This is a genomic window from Cupriavidus pauculus (assembly GCF_022179805.1).
Lineage (GTDB): Bacteria > Pseudomonadota > Gammaproteobacteria > Burkholderiales > Burkholderiaceae > Cupriavidus > Cupriavidus pauculus_E.
The window spans coordinates 131463-148654 of record NZ_BPUO01000006.1; the positions used below are offsets into that span (position 1 = coordinate 131463).

A 17192-nucleotide genomic window follows, 5' to 3' on the forward strand; every position below is an offset into this window, starting at 1 on the left:
CCTTTGTGGGGATCAGAATGCAGTACCAATCTGGAACTGGAAGCGCTGAACGCGATCGTTGTCGTCCTTCTTCAGCGGGAAGCCCATGCTGACCTTCAGCGGGCCGATCGGCGACAGCCACGACATACCGAAACCGGTCGAGTACTTCAGGTCGCTCACCGTGATCGGCGCGCCTTCCTGGTACACGTTACCAAAGTCGAAGAACGTGAACAGACGCAGCGTACGGTCAACGCCCGAACCCGGCAGCGGGAACACGAATTCCACGTTACCGATCAGCTTCGAGGCACCACCCACCGGGTTGCCGTTCTGGTCCTTCGGACCCAGCGTGCTGGTCTGGTAGCCACGGACCGAGCCGATACCGCCCGCGTAGAAGTACTTGAACACCGGGAACGGCGTGTCGCCGTAACCGTGACCATAGGCCACCTCACCGTTGAACGCCAGCGTGAAGGCCTTCGACAGCGGGTAGAAATACTGTTGCTGGAAGCTGGCGCGATAGTACTGCGTATCGCCGCCCGGCACGCCGACTTCAAGGTTGGCCTGGGTGTAGGGGCCCTTGGTCGGAATCAGCGCACTGTCGCGACGGTCGCGCGCCCAGCCGATCGTGAACGGGAAGTTGTTGATCGGGTCGCCGCTGGCCTTGCCAATCTTCTGCAGCCACGCCGTGTACTGGCTCGGCGTATTGACCGAGGTATAGACCTGGGTACGTTCGTATCCGATACCGAAGAACACCGTATCGTTCTCGGAGAACGGCACGCCGAACTTGAAGCCGCCGCCGGTCGAGACGATCTTGTAGTCCTGGTCACCCGTGTAGTACAGCGGGCGGGACGTACGGTAGTAGATATCGGTCGACCGGCTGATGCCGTCCACCGTGAAATACGGGTCGTACTGCGTCAGGGCAATCGTCCGGAACGACTTGGCCGTGTTCACATCGAGGCCCAGGCTGGTACCGGAACCGAACACGTTGTCCTGGCGGAGACCGGCCTGCAGCACGAGCTTGTCGGTCGACGAGAAGCCGAGACCCAGGCTGATCTGGCCGGTCGGCTTCTCCGTCACGTTCACGTTCACGTCAACCTGGTCGGGCGCACCCGCCACGTCTTCGGTCGTGATGTTGGTGTCGGTGAAGTAACCGGTACGGTTGATACGTGCCTGCGACTGCGTGAGCTTCTCGCTGTCGAACCACGAGCTTTCCATCTGGCGCATTTCGCGGCGCACCACTTCGTCGCGCGTCTTGCTGTTGCCCACCACGTTCACGCGGCGCACGTAGACACGGCGGCCCGGATCGACCATCAGCGTCAGCGCGACTTCGCGCTTTTCCTTGTCGATCTGCGGTTGCGGGTTGATCGTGGTGAAGGCGTAGCCGTAGGTGCCCAGCAGGTCGGTGATCGCCTTGGTGCTGGCCGTCAGCTTCTCGGACGAGAAAATATCGCCCTTCTTCAGCTGCAGCAGCTTCTGCATCTCGTCCTGCTTGCCCAGCAACTCGCCGGCCAGGCGGATGTCGGACACCTTGAACTGCTCGCCTTCGCTGATGTTCAGCGTCAGGTAGATGTCCTTCTTGTCCGGCGTGATCGATACCTGGGTGGATTCGATCTGGAATTCCAGATAGCCACGGTTCAGGTAGTACGAACGCAGCGCTTCCAGGTCAGCCGTCAGCTTCTGCTTGGAATACAGGTCGTTCTTGGTGTACCAGGACAGCCAGTTCGGCGTGGAAAGCTGCATTTCGTCGCGCAGCGTGCTTTCCTTGAAAGCCTTGTTGCCGACGATATTGATCTGGCGGATCTTGGCGACCGGGCCTTCCTCGACGTTGAACACCACGGACACGCGATTGCGGTCCACGGGGGTCACCGTGGTCTGGACCTCGGCGGCGTAGTAGCCGCGCGCCACGTACTGGCGCTTGAGTTCCTGCTCGGCCTTGTCGATCAGCGCCTTGTCGTAGTAGCGCGCCTCGGCCACGCCCACGGCACGCAGCGAGCGGCGCAGGGTGTCCTTGTCGAATTCCTTGATGCCGACGAACTCGAGCTGGGAAATCGCCGGGCGTTCTTCAACCTGCACGACCAGCACGCCGTCCTCGGCGCGGATCTGCACGTCCTTGAAAAAGCCGGTATTGTAGAGCGCACGGATGGCATCGGCGCCCTTGTCGTCGGTGAAGGTCTCGCCGACACGCACGGGAAGGTAGCCAAAGACGGTACCCGGTTCCACGCGCTGCAGGCCTTCAACGCGAATATCCTTGACCACAAACGGATCTGCGGCCCAGCCCGCCGGGCTCCAGGCCGCAATAATGGCACTCGTCAGCAAGCCTAGCGAGATGCGCTTATTTCTGATCAAAGTCGATCCCCTCTTCCTCATCGATTTCATGCAGGGTGTTGGCTCCAGCGCCGATTGCAGCTACGCCTGACAATACCGGCACGACTGATCCCTCCCGACGGGGAAACTCCCCCCGGGATACGACCGCCCCCGTCCGACTGGCATTTCCGGCTGCGCGAACCTAGCCGCGCGCAAGAAACAGTCGGCTGACGTCATTGAACAAAGCGAGTGAGGTCAGGAGCAAGATGCACGCGATGCCGACCTTCTGCAGCATCGCTTGCCAGTGGTCTGGTACAGGCCTGCCAGTCAAAAATTCCACGCAATAATACAGCAAATGCCCCCCATCCAGCACCGGAATAGGTAACAAATTCAGTACACCGAGGCTGACGCTGACCAGCGCCAGGAAGCTCACGAATGGCTGCCAACCCATATTCGCGGCACGGCCGGCATAATCGGCAACCGTCAGCGGCCCGCTCAGATTCTGGAGCGATGCCTGGCCGACGAGCATTTTCCCGAGCAGCTTCAGCGACAGCGTGCTGGTGCTCCAGACCTGGTCGGCCGCGCGTGCCAGCGCCTGCGTAAACGGGTAGCGCACGACGTCGGTCTGCACGGCCTGGTTCAGCGCGGCGCCCAGCTTGCCCACCATCGGCGCCGGTTCGCCGTCCGCGCCAGCCTTGCCGCCGGGCGCGGCATCGAGCTTCACTGTCACGTCCAGACGCTGGCCGGCCCGTTCGATGCCGAGCGTGACGTCCTGGCCGGGCTTTGCCCGCACACCGCGAATCAGTTCACCGGCCTGGGTCAATGGCTGTCCCTGCCAGGCCACGACCTTGTCGCCCGCCCGCAGGTCAGCCCGCTGGGCAGCCGAATCCGGGACGATCTCGGTGATGGTCACAGGCCCGCCCTTCAGGGCCAGGCCCAGGGTGGCCAGGGGGTCCAGTTCCGGATTTCCTCCGGTATCGGGCAGGCGGCCCAGCGCGATATCGCGTTCGGCGCCATCCGTGCCCCGCACTCGCAGCACCGCCCGCGCGTCGCCGAAACCTTGCGCGAAAACGGCCATGCGCAAGTCATTCCAGGAGCGGACAGGCTCGGTCTGATCGTTGGCGGTCAGCGACAGCACGCGGTCGCCGTCGCGCACCCCTGCCTGCGCCGCCACGGTATTGGCGACGGGCGTGGCCAGAACCGGCACCGGCTCCCGCATGCCGCCCGCGAACAGGACGAGGTACAGGGCGATGGCCAGCGCGAAGTTGGCCAGCGGGCCGGCAGCCACAATGATGAAACGCTTGCCGACCGGCTGGCGATTGAACGCACGCGGCAGTTCGGCCGCGTCGATGGGCGGATCCGTCTCGGGATCGCGCTCCCGCTCGTCGAGCATCTTGACGTAACCGCCCAGCGGAATGGCGGCCAGGGTCCATTCGGTGCGGTCGCGGCCACGGCTGACCCAGCGGGCCAGCGGCCGGCCAAAGCCGATCGAGAACCGCAGGACCTTGACGCCGCATGCGCGCGCCGCCAGGTAGTGCCCCATCTCATGCACGAAGATCAGGATGCAGAGGGCGACAATGAACGCAATTACGGTTTGCATGGCAAATCACCCCTTTCCAGATCCGGCCCCGGCCACGATCATGATGCCAGTCAGTGGCGGGCCAATTGTTTCAGCAGCGCCTGGGCGGCGTCACGCGCCGCGCCGTCGGCCGCCAGCACACCCTCGAGCGATCCGGCTTCGCCTTCGGCCGGCTGCTCCAGCACCGCAGCCACCACACGGGCGATATCCGTAAACCGGATACTACCGGCCAGGAAGGCTTCCACGGCTACCTCGTTTGCGGCATTCAGCACGGCAGGCGCAACACCGCCCGCACGCAATGCATCAAAGGCTAACCCCAGGCAGGGAAAGCGCCCAAGGTCCGGCGTCTCAAAATGCAGTCCGCCGGCCAGCGTCAGATCAAGCGGCGTGACACCCGAGTCGATACGCTCGGGATAGGCCATGCCGTAGGCGATCGGCGTGCGCATGTCGGGGTTGCCAAGCTGCGCCAGCACCGACCCGTCGGCATAGGCCACCATCGAATGCACGATGCTTTGCGGATGAATCAGTACCTCGATACGGTCCGCCGGGGCGCCAAACAGCCAGTGCGCCTCGATAACCTCGAGTCCCTTGTTCATCATCGTGGCCGAATCGACCGATATCTTGCGCCCCATCACCCACTTCGGATGTGCGCAGGCCTGGTCGGGCGTGATGTCATGCAGCGTCGACGGATCGCGGGTGCGGAAGGGTCCGCCCGACGCCGTCAGCAGCACTTTCGACACCCCCGCGCCATAGCGCGGATCGCTGGTCGGCAGGCATTGGAAAATGGCGTTGTGTTCGCTGTCGATGGGCAGGAGCGTGGCGCCATGCTGGTGCACCGCATCCATGAAGATGTCGCCCGACATCACCAGCGATTCCTTGTTTGCCAGTAGCACGCGCTTGCCCGCGCGCGCCGCCGCCAGCGACGAGCGCAGGCCCGCCGCCCCGACGATGGCCGCCATCACGGCATCGGTGCCGGCGCCGGAGGCAATCGACTCCAGCGCTTCCGGTCCGTAGCTGACCTCGGTAGCGACACCCGCGGCGCGCAGCTTGCCTTCCAGTTCGCGTGCCGCGTCGGCCGAACCCACCACGGCCCGGGCCGGGCGGAACTCGGCGCAGGCGGCAGCCAGCTTGTCCACCTGACGATGGGCGCTGAGCGCATGTACCGTGTAGCGGTCCGGATGGCGCCGTACCACGTCCAGCGTGCTTTCGCCGATGGAGCCCGTGGCGCCCAGAATCGTAATCCGTTGCATATAACCAGAAGAATTCAGTTGTGATCAGACCCAGGCCAGCAGCAGCGCCGCCAGCGGAAACACCGGAATCAGCGCGTCGATGCGGTCCAGGACGCCACCGTGGCCAGGCAGCAGCCGGCTGCTGTCCTTGATGCCAACCTGGCGCTTGAGCAGCGATTCAAAGAGATCGCCCACCACGCTGGCAGCCACCAGCAACGTCGTGAGCACGGCCAGCAGGCCAAGCCCACCCTTGTCGGCCACCAGCGAATACCAGGTCGGGGCAAAGGCGTGCGTTGCCGCCAGGCCCAGCGCGACGATCATCGCCAGCAGCCAGCCACCGATCGCGCCCTCCCAGGACTTGCCCGGGCTGATGGACGGTGCCAGCTTGCGCTTGCCGATGGCCTTGCCGACAAAGTAGGCGCCGATGTCCGCGGCCCATACCAGCACGGCGGCGGTCAGCAGCACGCCAACGCCGGCGGCACGCAGCACCATCACCGCATGGCCGAAAGCCGGCAGCATGATCAGCCCGAGCACGGCGCCCAGCGCAGTGAAACCCGGCGTCGCCTTGCGCACGCCACGTGCCAGCAACAGCAGCGCCACGCCCCACGCCACCAGCGAAGCCTCAAGCAGCCAGTCGATCGCGAATCCGGACGGCGCCAGATGCCAGGCCAGCAGCGCCAGCAGGCACACCACGGCATAAATATAGGGCCACGGACGCGGCAGGCCGATCAGGCGGCCGAATTCCCAGCCGCCCAGCAGCACGATGACCGCCACCAGTACCGCCAGCGCCGTCGGCGGCGCCAGGAACAGGATCGGCAGGATCAACAGCAACAGGCATACAGCGGTGATAACGCGGGTAAGAAGCATGCGGCTGCGGTTCCCGTGGAGGTGTGAAGGTGCGGCCTGGCTCAGGCCGTTCCCGAGAGGCCAGGCGCCACCAGCTGGGCACTGGTCCGGCCGAAGCGTCGTTCGCGCTGGCGGTACGACGCGAAGGCCTTGTCGAGCTCGGCGGCGTCGAAGTCGGGCCAGTACGTATCGGTGAAATACAGCTCGCTATAGGCAAGCTGCCAAAGCAGGAAATTGCTGATGCGCTGCTCGCCGCCGGTACGGATGAAAAGGTCCGGCTCGGGGGCGTATGCCATCGCCAGGTGTGGCGCCAGCAGCGATTCGTCGATCGACTCGGTGTCGAGCATCGGCGAACGCGCAAGCATCTTGCGCATGGCCTGCAGCAAGTCCCACCGGCCGCCATAGTTGGCGGCGATGGTGACCGTCAGGCCGGTATTGCTGGCCGTGCGGGCCTCGGCATCCTTGATCAACTGCTGGATCCGCGGGCTGAAGCGCCCAAGATCGCCCACCACGCGCAGACGGATGTTGTTGGCGTGCATCTTGACCACCTCGCGGCGCAGGGCGGTCATGAACAGGCGCATCAGGAACGACACTTCGTCCGCCGGGCGCCGCCAGTTCTCGGAACTGAATGCGAACAGCGTCAGGTACTGCACGCCGCGCGCGGCGCAAGCCTGCACGATCTCGCGCACGGTATCCAGGCCACGCGTGTGGCCGGCCACTCGGGGCAGATGACGCTGCGTTGCCCAACGTCCGTTGCCATCCATGATGATGGCAACGTGCCGTGGCACATAGGTGGTATCGGGAACGCCAAGCGTCGAACTGATATGCTGCATGGATTCGCGGACGGTATGCGACTACGCCGGCGGTTGCCCGCCGGGGCGGCCTTACACCGTCATGATCTCCTTCTCTTTCTCGGCGACGAGCTTGTCGATCTCGCTGACGTACTTGTCCGTCAGCTTCTGGACGTCATCAGCGCCACGGCGCTCGTCGTCTTCCGAGATGGTCTTGTCCTTGACGAGCTTCTTGAATTGCTCGTTGGCGTCACGGCGCAGGTTGCGCACCGCCACCTTGGCGCCTTCGGCCTCGCTCTTCACCACCTTGATCAGCTCCTTGCGGCGCTCTTCGGTCAGTGCGGGCATCGGCACGCGGATGACGTCACCCATCGTGGCGGGATTCAGGCCCAGGTCGGCGTCGCGAATTGCCTTTTCGACGGCCTGCACCATCTTCTTTTCCCACGGTTGCACCGTGATCGTGCGGGCATCGCCCAGGCCAACATTGGCGACCTGGCTGATCGGCACCGGCGAACCGTAGTAGTCCACCTGGACGTGGTCGAGCAGGCCGGTATGCGCACGGCCGGTACGGATCTTGGCCAGATCGGCCCTGAAGGCTTCGATCGACTTCTGCATCTTTTGCTCGGCGCTCTTCTTTGTGTCGGCGACGGTCATGTTTACCTCCGGAAAACAGCCAGACAGGATCCCGCCTGGCGGGATCGAAAATGGGACATTCTACTCTGAGGCCGGGCCACATCAGCATTCCGATGTGGCCCAGGACACTCAAACGTGAACCAGCGTACCTTCGTCCTCACCCAGGATGACGCGCTTCAGCGCGCCGGGCTTCACGATCGAAAACACCTTGATCGGGAGCTTCTGGTCACGGCACAGCGCAAAGGCCGTGGCATCCATGACCTGCAGGTTGCGGGAAATGGCTTCGTCGAACGTAATCGTCGTGTAGCGGGTGGCGCTGGGATCCTTCTTCGGATCGGCCGTATAGACGCCGTCCACCTTGGTGGCCTTGAGCACGATCTCAGCGCCGATTTCCGAGCCACGCAGCGCGGCGGCGGTATCGGTCGTGAAGAACGGATTGCCGGTACCGGCGGCGAAGATCACCACCTTGCCTTCCTCGAGTTGACGGATGGCACGCGGGCGAATATAGGGCTCGACAACCTGGTCCATGCGCAGCGCGGACTGCACACGGCCTTCGATGTTGGCGTGGCGCATGGCGTCCTGCAGCGCCAGGGCATTCATCATGGTGGCCAGCATGCCCATGTAGTCGGCCGTGGCACGGTCCATGCCGGCAGCCCCGCCGGCCACGCCGCGGAAGATGTTGCCGCCGCCGATGACAACCGCGACCTGGATACCCAGCTTCACGATTTCGGCAATGTCATTGACCATGCCTTCGATGGTGGACCGGTTGATGCCAAAGGCATCGTCGCCCATGAGGGCTTCACCGGACAGTTTCAGAAGGACGCGCTTGTAGGCTGGCATGTTCACCCTCGGGCAGGTTCTAGATCGCTCGTTTGAACGGATGGATGGGCGCGGGCGGCACGACACAACTGCGCACCGGCCGCGCATGAATTTGGATTGCTTGACAGCTGGAAAGCCGGTTTTCGCCGTCATCTGCCGGCATCACCCCTTCAAAATGGGCGCTAATGGCAGGTGACTGCGAAAACTGACTGGCACGGCGCACGTGGCATGCCGTACTTGTGCAGAGGGGCACCTCGCGGCGCCCCTCTGCATTATACGGTGGCAGGCTGGGCCTCCCGCCAGGGAAACCCGTCCGGCCACCCGGACATCAGCCCTTCTGGGCAGCGGCCACCTGGGCAGCCACTTCAGCAGCAAAGTCGTCCTGCTTCTTCTCGATGCCTTCGCCTACCACGAACAGCGTGAAGCCCTTCACGGTCGTGTTGGCAGCCTTCAGCATCTGCTCGACGGTCTGCTTGTCGTTCTTCACGAACGGCTGGTTCAGCAGCGACACTTCCTTCAGGTACTTCTGGACCGAACCTTCCACCATCTTGGCGGCGATTTCAGCCGGCTTGCCCGATTCGGCAGCCTTCTGCTCGGCGATGCTGCGCTCCTTGGCGATCAGCTCGGCGGGCACCTGCTCCGACGACAGCGACACCGGCTTCATGGCGGCCACGTGCATGGCCACGTCCTTGGCGGACACTTCGTCGCCGTCGAACTCGACCATCACGCCGATGCGGGTGCCGTGCAGGTACGAAGCCAGCTTGCCACCGTTGGTGTAGCGCACGAAGCGGCGGATCGTCAGGTTCTCGCCGATCTTGCCGATCAGGGCCGAGCGCACGGCGTCAACCGTCGAGCCGTCCAGTTCTAGGGCCGACAGGGCTGCCACGTCGGCCGGAGCCTGCTTGGCCACCAGCTCGGCGATCTTGGCGCCGAAGCCCAGGAAGTCGTCGTTCTTCGACACGAAGTCGGTTTCGCAGTTCAGTTCGACCAGCGCGCCGGTCGTGCCGTCGATGTACGTGGTCACGATGCCTTCGGCGGTCACGCGCGAGGCAGCCTTGCTGGCCTTGTTGCCCAACTTGACGCGCAGCAGCTCTTCAGCCTTGTCCAGGTCGCCGCCGGCTTCCGTCAGGGCCTTCTTGCATTCCATCATCGGCGCGTCGGTCTTCGCGCGCAGTTCTGCAACCATGCTTGCGGTAATTGCCGCCATTTGTCACTCCTTGATTGGTTGGCCTCATCCGCGGCGAATCATATCTGCGGCGGATGACAACTGAATCTGTTTGCAAAAAGGGGGCGCCAGAAGTGCCCCCTTTCTTGTTTGCCGCAAGGCAGGCGCCAGCGGCCGGTGTGTCCCGGCCTCAGGCGCGAGCGGGCAATCAGCCTTCCTGGACTTCGACGAATTCGTCGTCGCCACGGGCGGCTTCAACCACTTCCTGCACCGCGTTTGCGCGGCCTTCCAGGATGGCGTCGGCCACGCCGCGCACGTACAGTGCAACAGCCTTGCTCGAGTCGTCGTTACCCGGGATCACGTAGTCGATGCCTTCCGGCGTGTGGTTCGTGTCAACCACGCCGATCACGGGGATGCCCAGCTTGTTGGCTTCGGTCACGGCAATCTTGTGGTAGCCGACGTCCACCACGAAGATGGCGTCCGGAACGCCGCCCATGTCCTTGATGCCGCCGATGGACTTTTCCAGCTTTTCCATCTCGCGCTCGAACATCAGCGCTTCCTTCTTGCTCATGGTTTCCAGCGCGCCAGCTTCCTTGGCGGCTTCCATGTCCTTCAGGCGCTTGATCGAGATCTTGACGGTCTTGAAGTTCGTCAGCATGCCGCCGAGCCAGCGGGCGTCGACGTAGGGCATGCCTGCGCGGCCGGCTTCCTCAGCCAGGATCTCGCGCGATTGACGCTTGGTACCCACGAAAAGCACGGTGCCGCGGTTTGCTGCCAGCTGACGCACATACTTCAGCGCGTCCTGGAACATCGGCAGGGTCTTTTCGAGGTTGATAATGTGGATCTTGTTGCGATGACCGAAGATGAAGGGGGCCATCTTCGGGTTCCAGAAGCGGGTTTGGTGGCCAAAGTGGCAACCGGCTTCCAGCATTTCGCGCATGGTCACGGACATGTGAGTTACTCCAAGAGGGTTGGTTCTGAAGTCCGCCCCGACATTCCTGAAAAGGAACACCCCGGATGGGCGGACCAGCGATTTACAAAAAGTAGCTTTCCAACCTGCAGCATCCGTTTTCGGACCCTCTGCAAGTCAGCCCGCGATTGTAGCAACAAAGCCGCCAACTGCTCAACCCCCCTTCGCAACCCTGCCGCGAGAGCCCGGGAGCACCCCCAATGCGGCCCCCACCCGTCTCCCACCCGTATTTCCCTGCTTTCTCGGCACGAAGGTGAGATAATCCCGCTTTGCGAACAGTAAAGGCACAGCGTGTGGCTGGGCCGTCACATTTCAGGCGAAGCAGCATGAGCATCCATATCAACACCGCCGAAGACATCGCCCAAATGCGCGTGGCTTGCCGCCTTGCCTCCGAAGTCCTCGACTACATCACCCCATTCATCAAGCCCGGCGTGACCACCGGCGAACTGGACCGCCTGTGCCACGCCTACATGCGTGACGTGCAAGGCACTGTGCCGGCGCCGCTGAACTATGCGCCCCCGGGCTACCCGCCCTTCCCCGGTGCCATCTGCACGTCGGTCAACGACGTGATCTGCCACGGCATCCCGGGCGAGCGCGTGCTGAAGAGCGGCGACGCGGTGAACCTGGACATCACCGTCATCACCAAGGAAGGCTATTACGGCGACACCAGCCGCATGTTCGTGGTGGGCGAGGCGTCGATCCTAGCCAAGCGCCTCGCGCAGATCACCTACGAATGCATGTGGAAGGGTATCCAGCAGGTGCGCAACGGTGCGCGCCTGGGCGATATCGGCCACGCCATCCAGACGCACGCCGAAGCCGCTGGCTACAGCGTGGTGCGCGAGTACTGCGGCCACGGCATCGGCAAGGTGTTCCACTCGGACCCGCAGATCCTGCACTACGGCCGCCCGAACACCGGCATGGAAATCAAGACCGGCATGATCTTCACGGTCGAGCCGATGATCAACGCCGGCAAGCGCGATATCCGCACCATGCCCGACCACTGGACGGTCAAGACGCGCGACCGCAGCCTGTCGGCACAGTGGGAGCACACGATCGTGGTGACCGACACCGGCTACGAAGTGCTGACGCTTTCGGCGGGTTCGCCCGTGCCGCCGGCGTTCATTACCGATACCGTGGCGGCCTGATCCGCAACCAACGCCAGGGCGCCCACCAAGGCGCCCTTTCTTCTTCCAGCCGTGCCCACGCTCCTCCTCGACCCGTCCATGGACACCACGCCGGAACTGCTGCTCTGCCAGCGCATTCGCGACAGGCTCAAGGCCGACAAGCAGGCCCTGTTTGCCGACTTCGACGCCAACAACCAGGTCATGCCGCTGGTGACCAAGCTGCGCCGCGCCGTCGACGCCGCGCTGGTCGAAGCATGGACCGGCCTGGAGCTGCCTGCGTCCGCCGCACTGGTGGCGGTGGGCGGCTATGGCCGTGGCGAGCTGTTCCCGCATTCGGATGTCGACGTGCTGCTGTTGCTGCCGGGCGAGCCGGACGCCGACACCACCGCGCGGCTCGAACGGTTCATCGGCCTGTGCTGGGACCTGGGGCTGGAGATCGGATCGTCGGTACGCACCGTCGACGACTGCATCCGCGAGTCGGAAGCCGACATCACGATCCGCACGTCGCTGCTTGAAGCGCGCCTGCTGACCGGCAGCAAGAAGCTGTTCCAGTCGATGCAGACGCGCTACCTGGCCGACATGGACCCGGCCGACTTCTTCCAGGCCAAGCTGCTGGAACTGCGCCAGCGCCATGCCAAGTACCAGGACACGCCCTACGCGCTGGAACCGAACTGCAAGGAAAGCCCGGGCGGCCTGCGCGACCTGCAGGTAATCCTGTGGATGACGAAGGCGGCGGGGCTTGGCGATAGCTGGAAGGAACTGTTCGAGCGCGGCCTGCTGACCGAGCGCGAATCGCAGGAACTGGCCCGCAACGAGCGGCTGCTGCGCACGATCCGCGCGCGCCTGCACCTGCTGGCCGGCCGCCGGCAGGACGTGCTGGTCTTCGACATGCAGACCGCGCTGGCCGAGTCGTTCGGCTACCGCCAGACCACGCACAAGCGCGCCAGCGAGCAGCTGATGCGCCGCTACTACTGGGCAGCCAAGGCCGTCACGCAGCTCAACAGCGTACTGCTGCTGAACATCGAGGCCATGCTGTTCCCCAGCGAATCGCAGGTCACGCGCGCGATCAACGAGCGCTTTGTGGAACGCCAGGGCATGCTGGAAATCACCAGCGATGACCTGTACGAGCAGAATCCGCACGCGATCCTGGAAACGTTCCTGCTGTACGAGCGCACGCCGGGCGTGAAGGGCCTGTCGCCGCGCACGCTGCGCGGGCTGTACAACGCGCGCACGGTGATGGACGCCAGCTGGCGCAACGACCCCGTGAACCGCAAGCTGTTCCTGGCGATCGTGCAGGAGCCGCAGGGCATCACGCACGCGCTGCGGCTGATGAACCAGACCAGCGTGCTGGGCCGCTACCTGATCAATTTCCGGCGCATCGTGGGCCAGATGCAGCACGACCTGTTCCACGTCTACACGGTGGACCAGCACATCCTGATGGTCGTGCGCAACATGCGGCGCTTCGCCATCGTCGAGCACACGCACGAGTTTCCGTTCTGCAGCCAGCTCATGGCCGGTTTCGACCGCCCGTGGGTGCTGTGGGTGGCCGCGCTGTTCCACGACATCGCCAAGGGCCGTGGCGGCGACCATTCGAAGCTGGGCACCGTCGATGCGCGCCGCTTCTGCAAGCAGCACGGCATCTCGCGCGAGGACACCGACCTGATCGCCTGGCTGGTCGAGCATCACCTGACCCTGAGCCACGTGGCGCAGAAGCAGGACCTGACCGATCCGGACGTGGTCAAGGCATTCGCGCAGGTGGTGGGCAACGAGCGCTACCTGACGGCGCTGTACCTGCTGACCGTGGCCGATATTCGCGGCACGAGCCCCAAGGTCTGGAATGCCTGGAAGGGCAAGCTGCTGGAAGACCTGTATCGCATTACCCTGCGCGTGCTGGGCGGCGCACGGATCGATCAGCATTCGCTGTGGGCGCAGAAGCGCGACGACACCATCTCGCAGCTCCGACTCAAGGCGTTCGATCCCGAACTGGCCAAGCCGCTGTGGGACAAGCTCGACATGTCGTTCTTCATGCGGCACGATGCGCGCGACATTGCCTGGGTGACGCGGCACCTGTTCAACAAGGTCAACAGCGCCGACCCCGTGGTCAAGGCGCGCGTGTCGCCGGCCGGCGAGGGCCTGCAGGTGGTGGTGTACGTCAAGGACCAGCCGGACCTGTTCGCGCGCATTTGCGGCTATTTCGAGCGCAAGGCGTTTTCGATCCAGGACGCCAAGATCGAGACCACGCGCGATGGCTACGCGCTGGACACCTTCCAGATCACCGACCCGGGCCTGGATGGCGATTACCGCGACATCCTGGCGCTGGTGGAGCACGAACTGACCGAGCGCGTGCGCCTGGAGTGCCCGCTGCCGGACCCAACGCAAGGCCGGCTGTCGCGCCAGTCGCGCAGTTTTCCGATCAAGCCGCGCGTGGACCTGCGTCCCGACGAACGCGGCCAGTATTACCTGTTGTCGGTCTCGGCCAACGACCGCACGGGCCTGTTGTACGCGATTGCCCGCGTACTGGCCAAATACCGCGTGTCCGTGCATTCGGCACGCATCAATACGCTCGGCGAACGCGTGGAAGACGTGTTCCTGGTCGATGGCTCGCGCCTGACCGCCGACAACCGATTGCAGATTCAAGTAGAACAGGATTTGCTCGACGCGCTGGCCATCTGATCCCGGGATGACCGGCGCGCGAGCGCTTGGAAAGATATGACAGACAGCAACCCGCCCGGCCGCAAGACGCTGGGCATCAAGACTCCTACAACGGATGCGCCGCGCAAGGCCACCCGCCCGGTGCGCGTTTCCGACCTGAACCGCAAGCGCGTTCAGGAAGTGGTCACGGGCATCAAGCAGGCCAAGGAGCGCGCATCCGACAAGGACAAGCGCAAGTCCGCGCCGGCCGAAGGCGCCCCGCGCCAGGACCGTCAGGCACGCCCTGCCCGCCCGCGCCCGGAAGGCGACCGCGCACCACGCCGCTTCGAAGGCGAGCGCAGCGAGCGTCCGCGCCGGTTTGAAGGCGAAGGCAGCGACCGTCCGCGTCGCTTTGAAGGCGAGCGTACCGAGCGTCCGCGCCGTTTCGAAGGGGAAGGCGGCGACCGCCCTCGCCGCTTCGAGGGTGAGCGCACCGAACGCCCGCGTCGTTTCGAAGGCGAAGGTAGCGACCGTCCGCGTCGCTTCGAAGGCCAAGGCGCCGAGCGTCCCCGCCGTTTCGAAGGCGAGCGCACCGAGCGTCCGCGCCGTTTTGAAGGCGAAGGCGGTGACCGCCCTCGCCGCTTTGAAGGCCAAGGCACCGACCGCCCTCGTCGCTTTGAAGGCGAGCGCACCGAGCGCCCGCGTCGCTTTGAAGGTGAAGGCAGCGACCATCCTCGCCGCTTTGAAGGCCAAGGCACTGACCGCCCTCGCCGCTTCGAAGGCCAAGGCGGTGATCGTCCGCGTCGTTTCGAAGGCGAAGGCAGTGACCGCCCTCGCCGCTTTGAAGGCCAAGGCACTGACCGTCCGCGCCGCTTCGAAGGCCAAGGCGGTGATCGTCCGCGTCGTTTCGAAGGCGAAGGCAGTGACCGCCCTCGCCGCTTTGAAGGCCAAGGCACTGACCGCCCGCGCCACTTCGAAGGCCAAGGCCCCGATCGTCCGCGTCGTTTCGAAGGCGAAGGCAGCGACCGCCCCCGTCGTTTCGAAGGCCAAGGCACCGACCGCCCTCGTCGCTTTGAAGGCCAAGGCACCGACCGTCCGCGCCGCTTCGAAGGTGAAGGCGCCGATCGTCCGCGCCGGTTCGGCGACGAAAACCGTCCGCAGCGTCCGCGTCGCGACGACGATGCGCCGCGCCGTGGCAATGCACCGGCACGCCGCTTCAGCGACACGTCGGATCGCGCCCGCCCGGTGCGTGCGGAACGTCCGGCGCCGCAGCCGGCCGCCGAGCCGCGTGAAGACGGTCTGGTGCGTCTGTCCAAGCGTATGTCGGAACTGGGTCTGTGCTCGCGCCGCGAGGCCGACGAATGGATTCCGCGCGGCTGGGTGCTGGTGGACGGCGAGCCCGTGACCGAACTGGGCTCGCGTATCCGGCCCGATGCCGAGATCGAAATCCGCCAGGAAGCCCGTTCGGAGCAAGGCGAGCGAGTGACCGTGCTGCTGAACAAGCCGGTCGGCTATGTGTCCGGCCAGGCCGAGGACGGCTACGAGCCGGCTGCCGTGCTGTTCGCGGCAGAGAACCAGTGGGAAGAAGACCCCACGCGCAAGCGCTTTGCGCCGTGGCAGCACAAGAACCTGGCGCCGGCGGGCCGGCTCGACATCGACTCCACGGGTCTGCTGGTGTTGACGCAGGACGGCCGTGTTGCGCGCGCCCTGATCGGCGACGATTCGACCGTCGAAAAGGAATACCTGGTTCGCGTGGTGTGGGAATCGCCGCAAGGCGCGGTGGATCGCAATATCAGCGCCGTGTTCCCGGAAGACCAGCTCGAACGCCTGCGCTTTGGCCTGTCGCTCGACGGCGTGGCGCTGAAGCCGGCCAAGGTGAGCTGGCAGAACGAGGAGCAACTGCGATTCGTGCTGCGTGAAGGCCGCAAGCGCCAGATCCGCCGGATGTGCGAACAGGTCGGGCTGCAGGTCGTGGGCCTGAAGCGCGTGCGCATGGGCCGCATCGCGCTGGGCGACCTGCCTCCTGGCCAGTGGCGCTTCCTGGGCCAGTTCGAGAAGTTCTGAACGCGCCCGCGCCCGTCACTGCACCATCACCGCGCCCCGCGCGCTGCAACCGCCTTGCGGTTGTGGCACGCGGGGCGCGGTCTTTTTACCCTCAGCCGTCTACCCTCGGCAACTTCCGCAGCGCGGCCTCCGCCTCTTCATCCGCCGGCACATAGACCAGCAACCGCGCGCCATTGCGTGGGGCGGTCCAGAAATTGGTCTGTGTCAGCTGAAAATCGCCGGTTGCCGGATGCGTGAACCGCTTGACGTGATTCTGGATGCCACGCACCTGGTAACGCTGCCAGAGCTGCTGGAATTTCTCGGACACGGCCATGTAGCGCGCCAGTTGCGCTTCCCACAGCGGGTCCTGTACGTGCTCAGCCATGGCCGCGCGGTACATCGCCACCATGTTGCAGACCATCGCCTCCCAGTCCGGCACGGCACGGCGCCAGCCCGGGTGCGTGAGCGCCAGGTAGATGCAATTGCGATCCTCGGGCGGCAGCGCAGGAATATCGACGTGAAGCAGCCGGCAATACGCCGCGTTGTGCGCCACGATGTCGAACCGCGCGTTCTGCACCAGCGCCGGAATCGGGTCGAGCTGGTCGAGCAGCCGCTGCGTGGTGCCCGATACCGTTTCGCAGGCCGACGTCCCGGACAGCGGCGCCGGCCGCTGCAGGCCGGCCAGCGTGAACAGATGCTCGGTTTCGGTGGCCGAGCACTGCAGCGCGGCCGCCACGGCATTGAGCACCTTCGGCGATACGCGGATCGGCCTGCCCTGCTCCAGCTTCGTGTACCACGTGATGCCGATGTCGGCCATCGCGGCCACTTCCTCGCGCCGCAAGCCGGGTGTGCGGCGCCGTCCCGCCGCGCGAGCCAATCCGATCCGCGCCGGGTCCAGGCTTTCGCGCCGGGCCCGCAGGAACGCGCCAAGTTCGGCTTCCCGGCCGGTGGCAACCGCGATCTCGCCGTCCAAAGCCGAGGCCCCCGCGTCCATTAGCGAATTCAAATCCTGCCGGGCGTTCACGATGCGGCACTCCTGTCTAGCCTGACACTGTTTATACCAGTCTAACTGGACTCTTGTA

The 17192-nt window shown here is 64.8% G+C and carries 13 protein-coding genes; 3 read left to right on the top strand and 10 right to left on the bottom strand.

The window, feature by feature from the left end:
* Positions 1-12: 12 nt before the first annotated feature.
* The 9 genes from bamA to rpsB form a co-directional block, all read right to left on the bottom strand.
* Positions 13-2343, bottom strand: a complete 2331-nt coding sequence (gene bamA, locus MFF62_RS13725) for an outer membrane protein assembly factor BamA (RefSeq protein ID WP_404990758.1) — start codon at positions 2341-2343, stop codon at positions 13-15.
* 139 nt (positions 2344-2482) lie between these two features.
* Positions 2483-3880, bottom strand: a complete 1398-nt coding sequence (gene rseP, locus MFF62_RS13730; protein ID WP_238263685.1) for an RIP metalloprotease RseP — start codon at positions 3878-3880, stop codon at positions 2483-2485.
* Positions 3881-3930: 50 nt separating this feature from the next.
* Positions 3931-5109 carry a 1-deoxy-D-xylulose-5-phosphate reductoisomerase gene (gene ispC / locus MFF62_RS13735; RefSeq protein WP_238263686.1) on the bottom strand — a complete coding sequence of 393 codons (1179 nt, stop codon included), beginning with the start codon at positions 5107-5109 and terminating at the stop codon, positions 3931-3933.
* A gap of 24 nt (positions 5110-5133) precedes the next feature.
* Positions 5134-5955: a phosphatidate cytidylyltransferase gene (locus MFF62_RS13740; protein ID WP_238263687.1), complete on the bottom strand. Its 822-nt coding sequence runs from the start codon at positions 5953-5955 to the stop codon at positions 5134-5136.
* Positions 5956-5996: 41 nt separating this feature from the next.
* Positions 5997-6767 carry an isoprenyl transferase gene (locus MFF62_RS13745; protein ID WP_238263688.1) on the bottom strand — a complete coding sequence of 257 codons (771 nt, stop codon included), beginning with the start codon at positions 6765-6767 and terminating at the stop codon, positions 5997-5999.
* 51 nt (positions 6768-6818) lie between these two features.
* Positions 6819-7379, bottom strand: a complete 561-nt coding sequence (gene frr / locus MFF62_RS13750) for a ribosome recycling factor (RefSeq protein ID WP_238263689.1) — start codon at positions 7377-7379, stop codon at positions 6819-6821.
* 108 nt (positions 7380-7487) lie between these two features.
* Entirely contained in the window at positions 7488-8198 is a 711-nt protein-coding gene (gene pyrH, locus MFF62_RS13755) for a UMP kinase (RefSeq protein WP_238263690.1), read from the bottom strand.
* A 307-nt stretch (positions 8199-8505) separates the two neighbouring features.
* A complete protein-coding gene (tsf, locus tag MFF62_RS13760; RefSeq protein ID WP_238263691.1) occupies positions 8506-9384 on the bottom strand; it encodes a translation elongation factor Ts in 879 nt (292 codons plus the stop codon).
* A 166-nt stretch (positions 9385-9550) separates the two neighbouring features.
* Positions 9551-10294, bottom strand: coding sequence for a 30S ribosomal protein S2 (gene rpsB / locus MFF62_RS13765; protein WP_124684147.1), 744 nt, complete (start codon positions 10292-10294; stop codon positions 9551-9553).
* A 344-nt stretch (positions 10295-10638) separates the two neighbouring features.
* Between rpsB and map the strand changes: the two genes are divergently transcribed.
* From map to MFF62_RS30995, 3 genes are all read left to right on the top strand, one after another.
* A complete protein-coding gene (gene map, locus MFF62_RS13770; protein WP_238263692.1) occupies positions 10639-11457 on the top strand; it encodes a type I methionyl aminopeptidase in 819 nt (272 codons plus the stop codon).
* A gap of 78 nt (positions 11458-11535) precedes the next feature.
* Positions 11536-14109, top strand: coding sequence for a [protein-PII] uridylyltransferase (locus tag MFF62_RS13775; RefSeq protein WP_238263693.1), 2574 nt, complete (start codon positions 11536-11538; stop codon positions 14107-14109).
* Between the two features lie 36 nt (positions 14110-14145).
* Positions 14146-16131, top strand: a complete 1986-nt coding sequence (locus MFF62_RS30995) for a pseudouridine synthase (RefSeq protein WP_238263694.1) — start codon at positions 14146-14148, stop codon at positions 16129-16131.
* 91 nt (positions 16132-16222) lie between these two features.
* Here the strand turns inward: MFF62_RS30995 and MFF62_RS13785 are convergent, their stop codons facing one another.
* Positions 16223-17134, bottom strand: a complete 912-nt coding sequence (locus MFF62_RS13785) for a helix-turn-helix transcriptional regulator (RefSeq protein ID WP_238263695.1) — start codon at positions 17132-17134, stop codon at positions 16223-16225.
* Between the last annotated feature and the right edge of the window lie 58 nt (positions 17135-17192).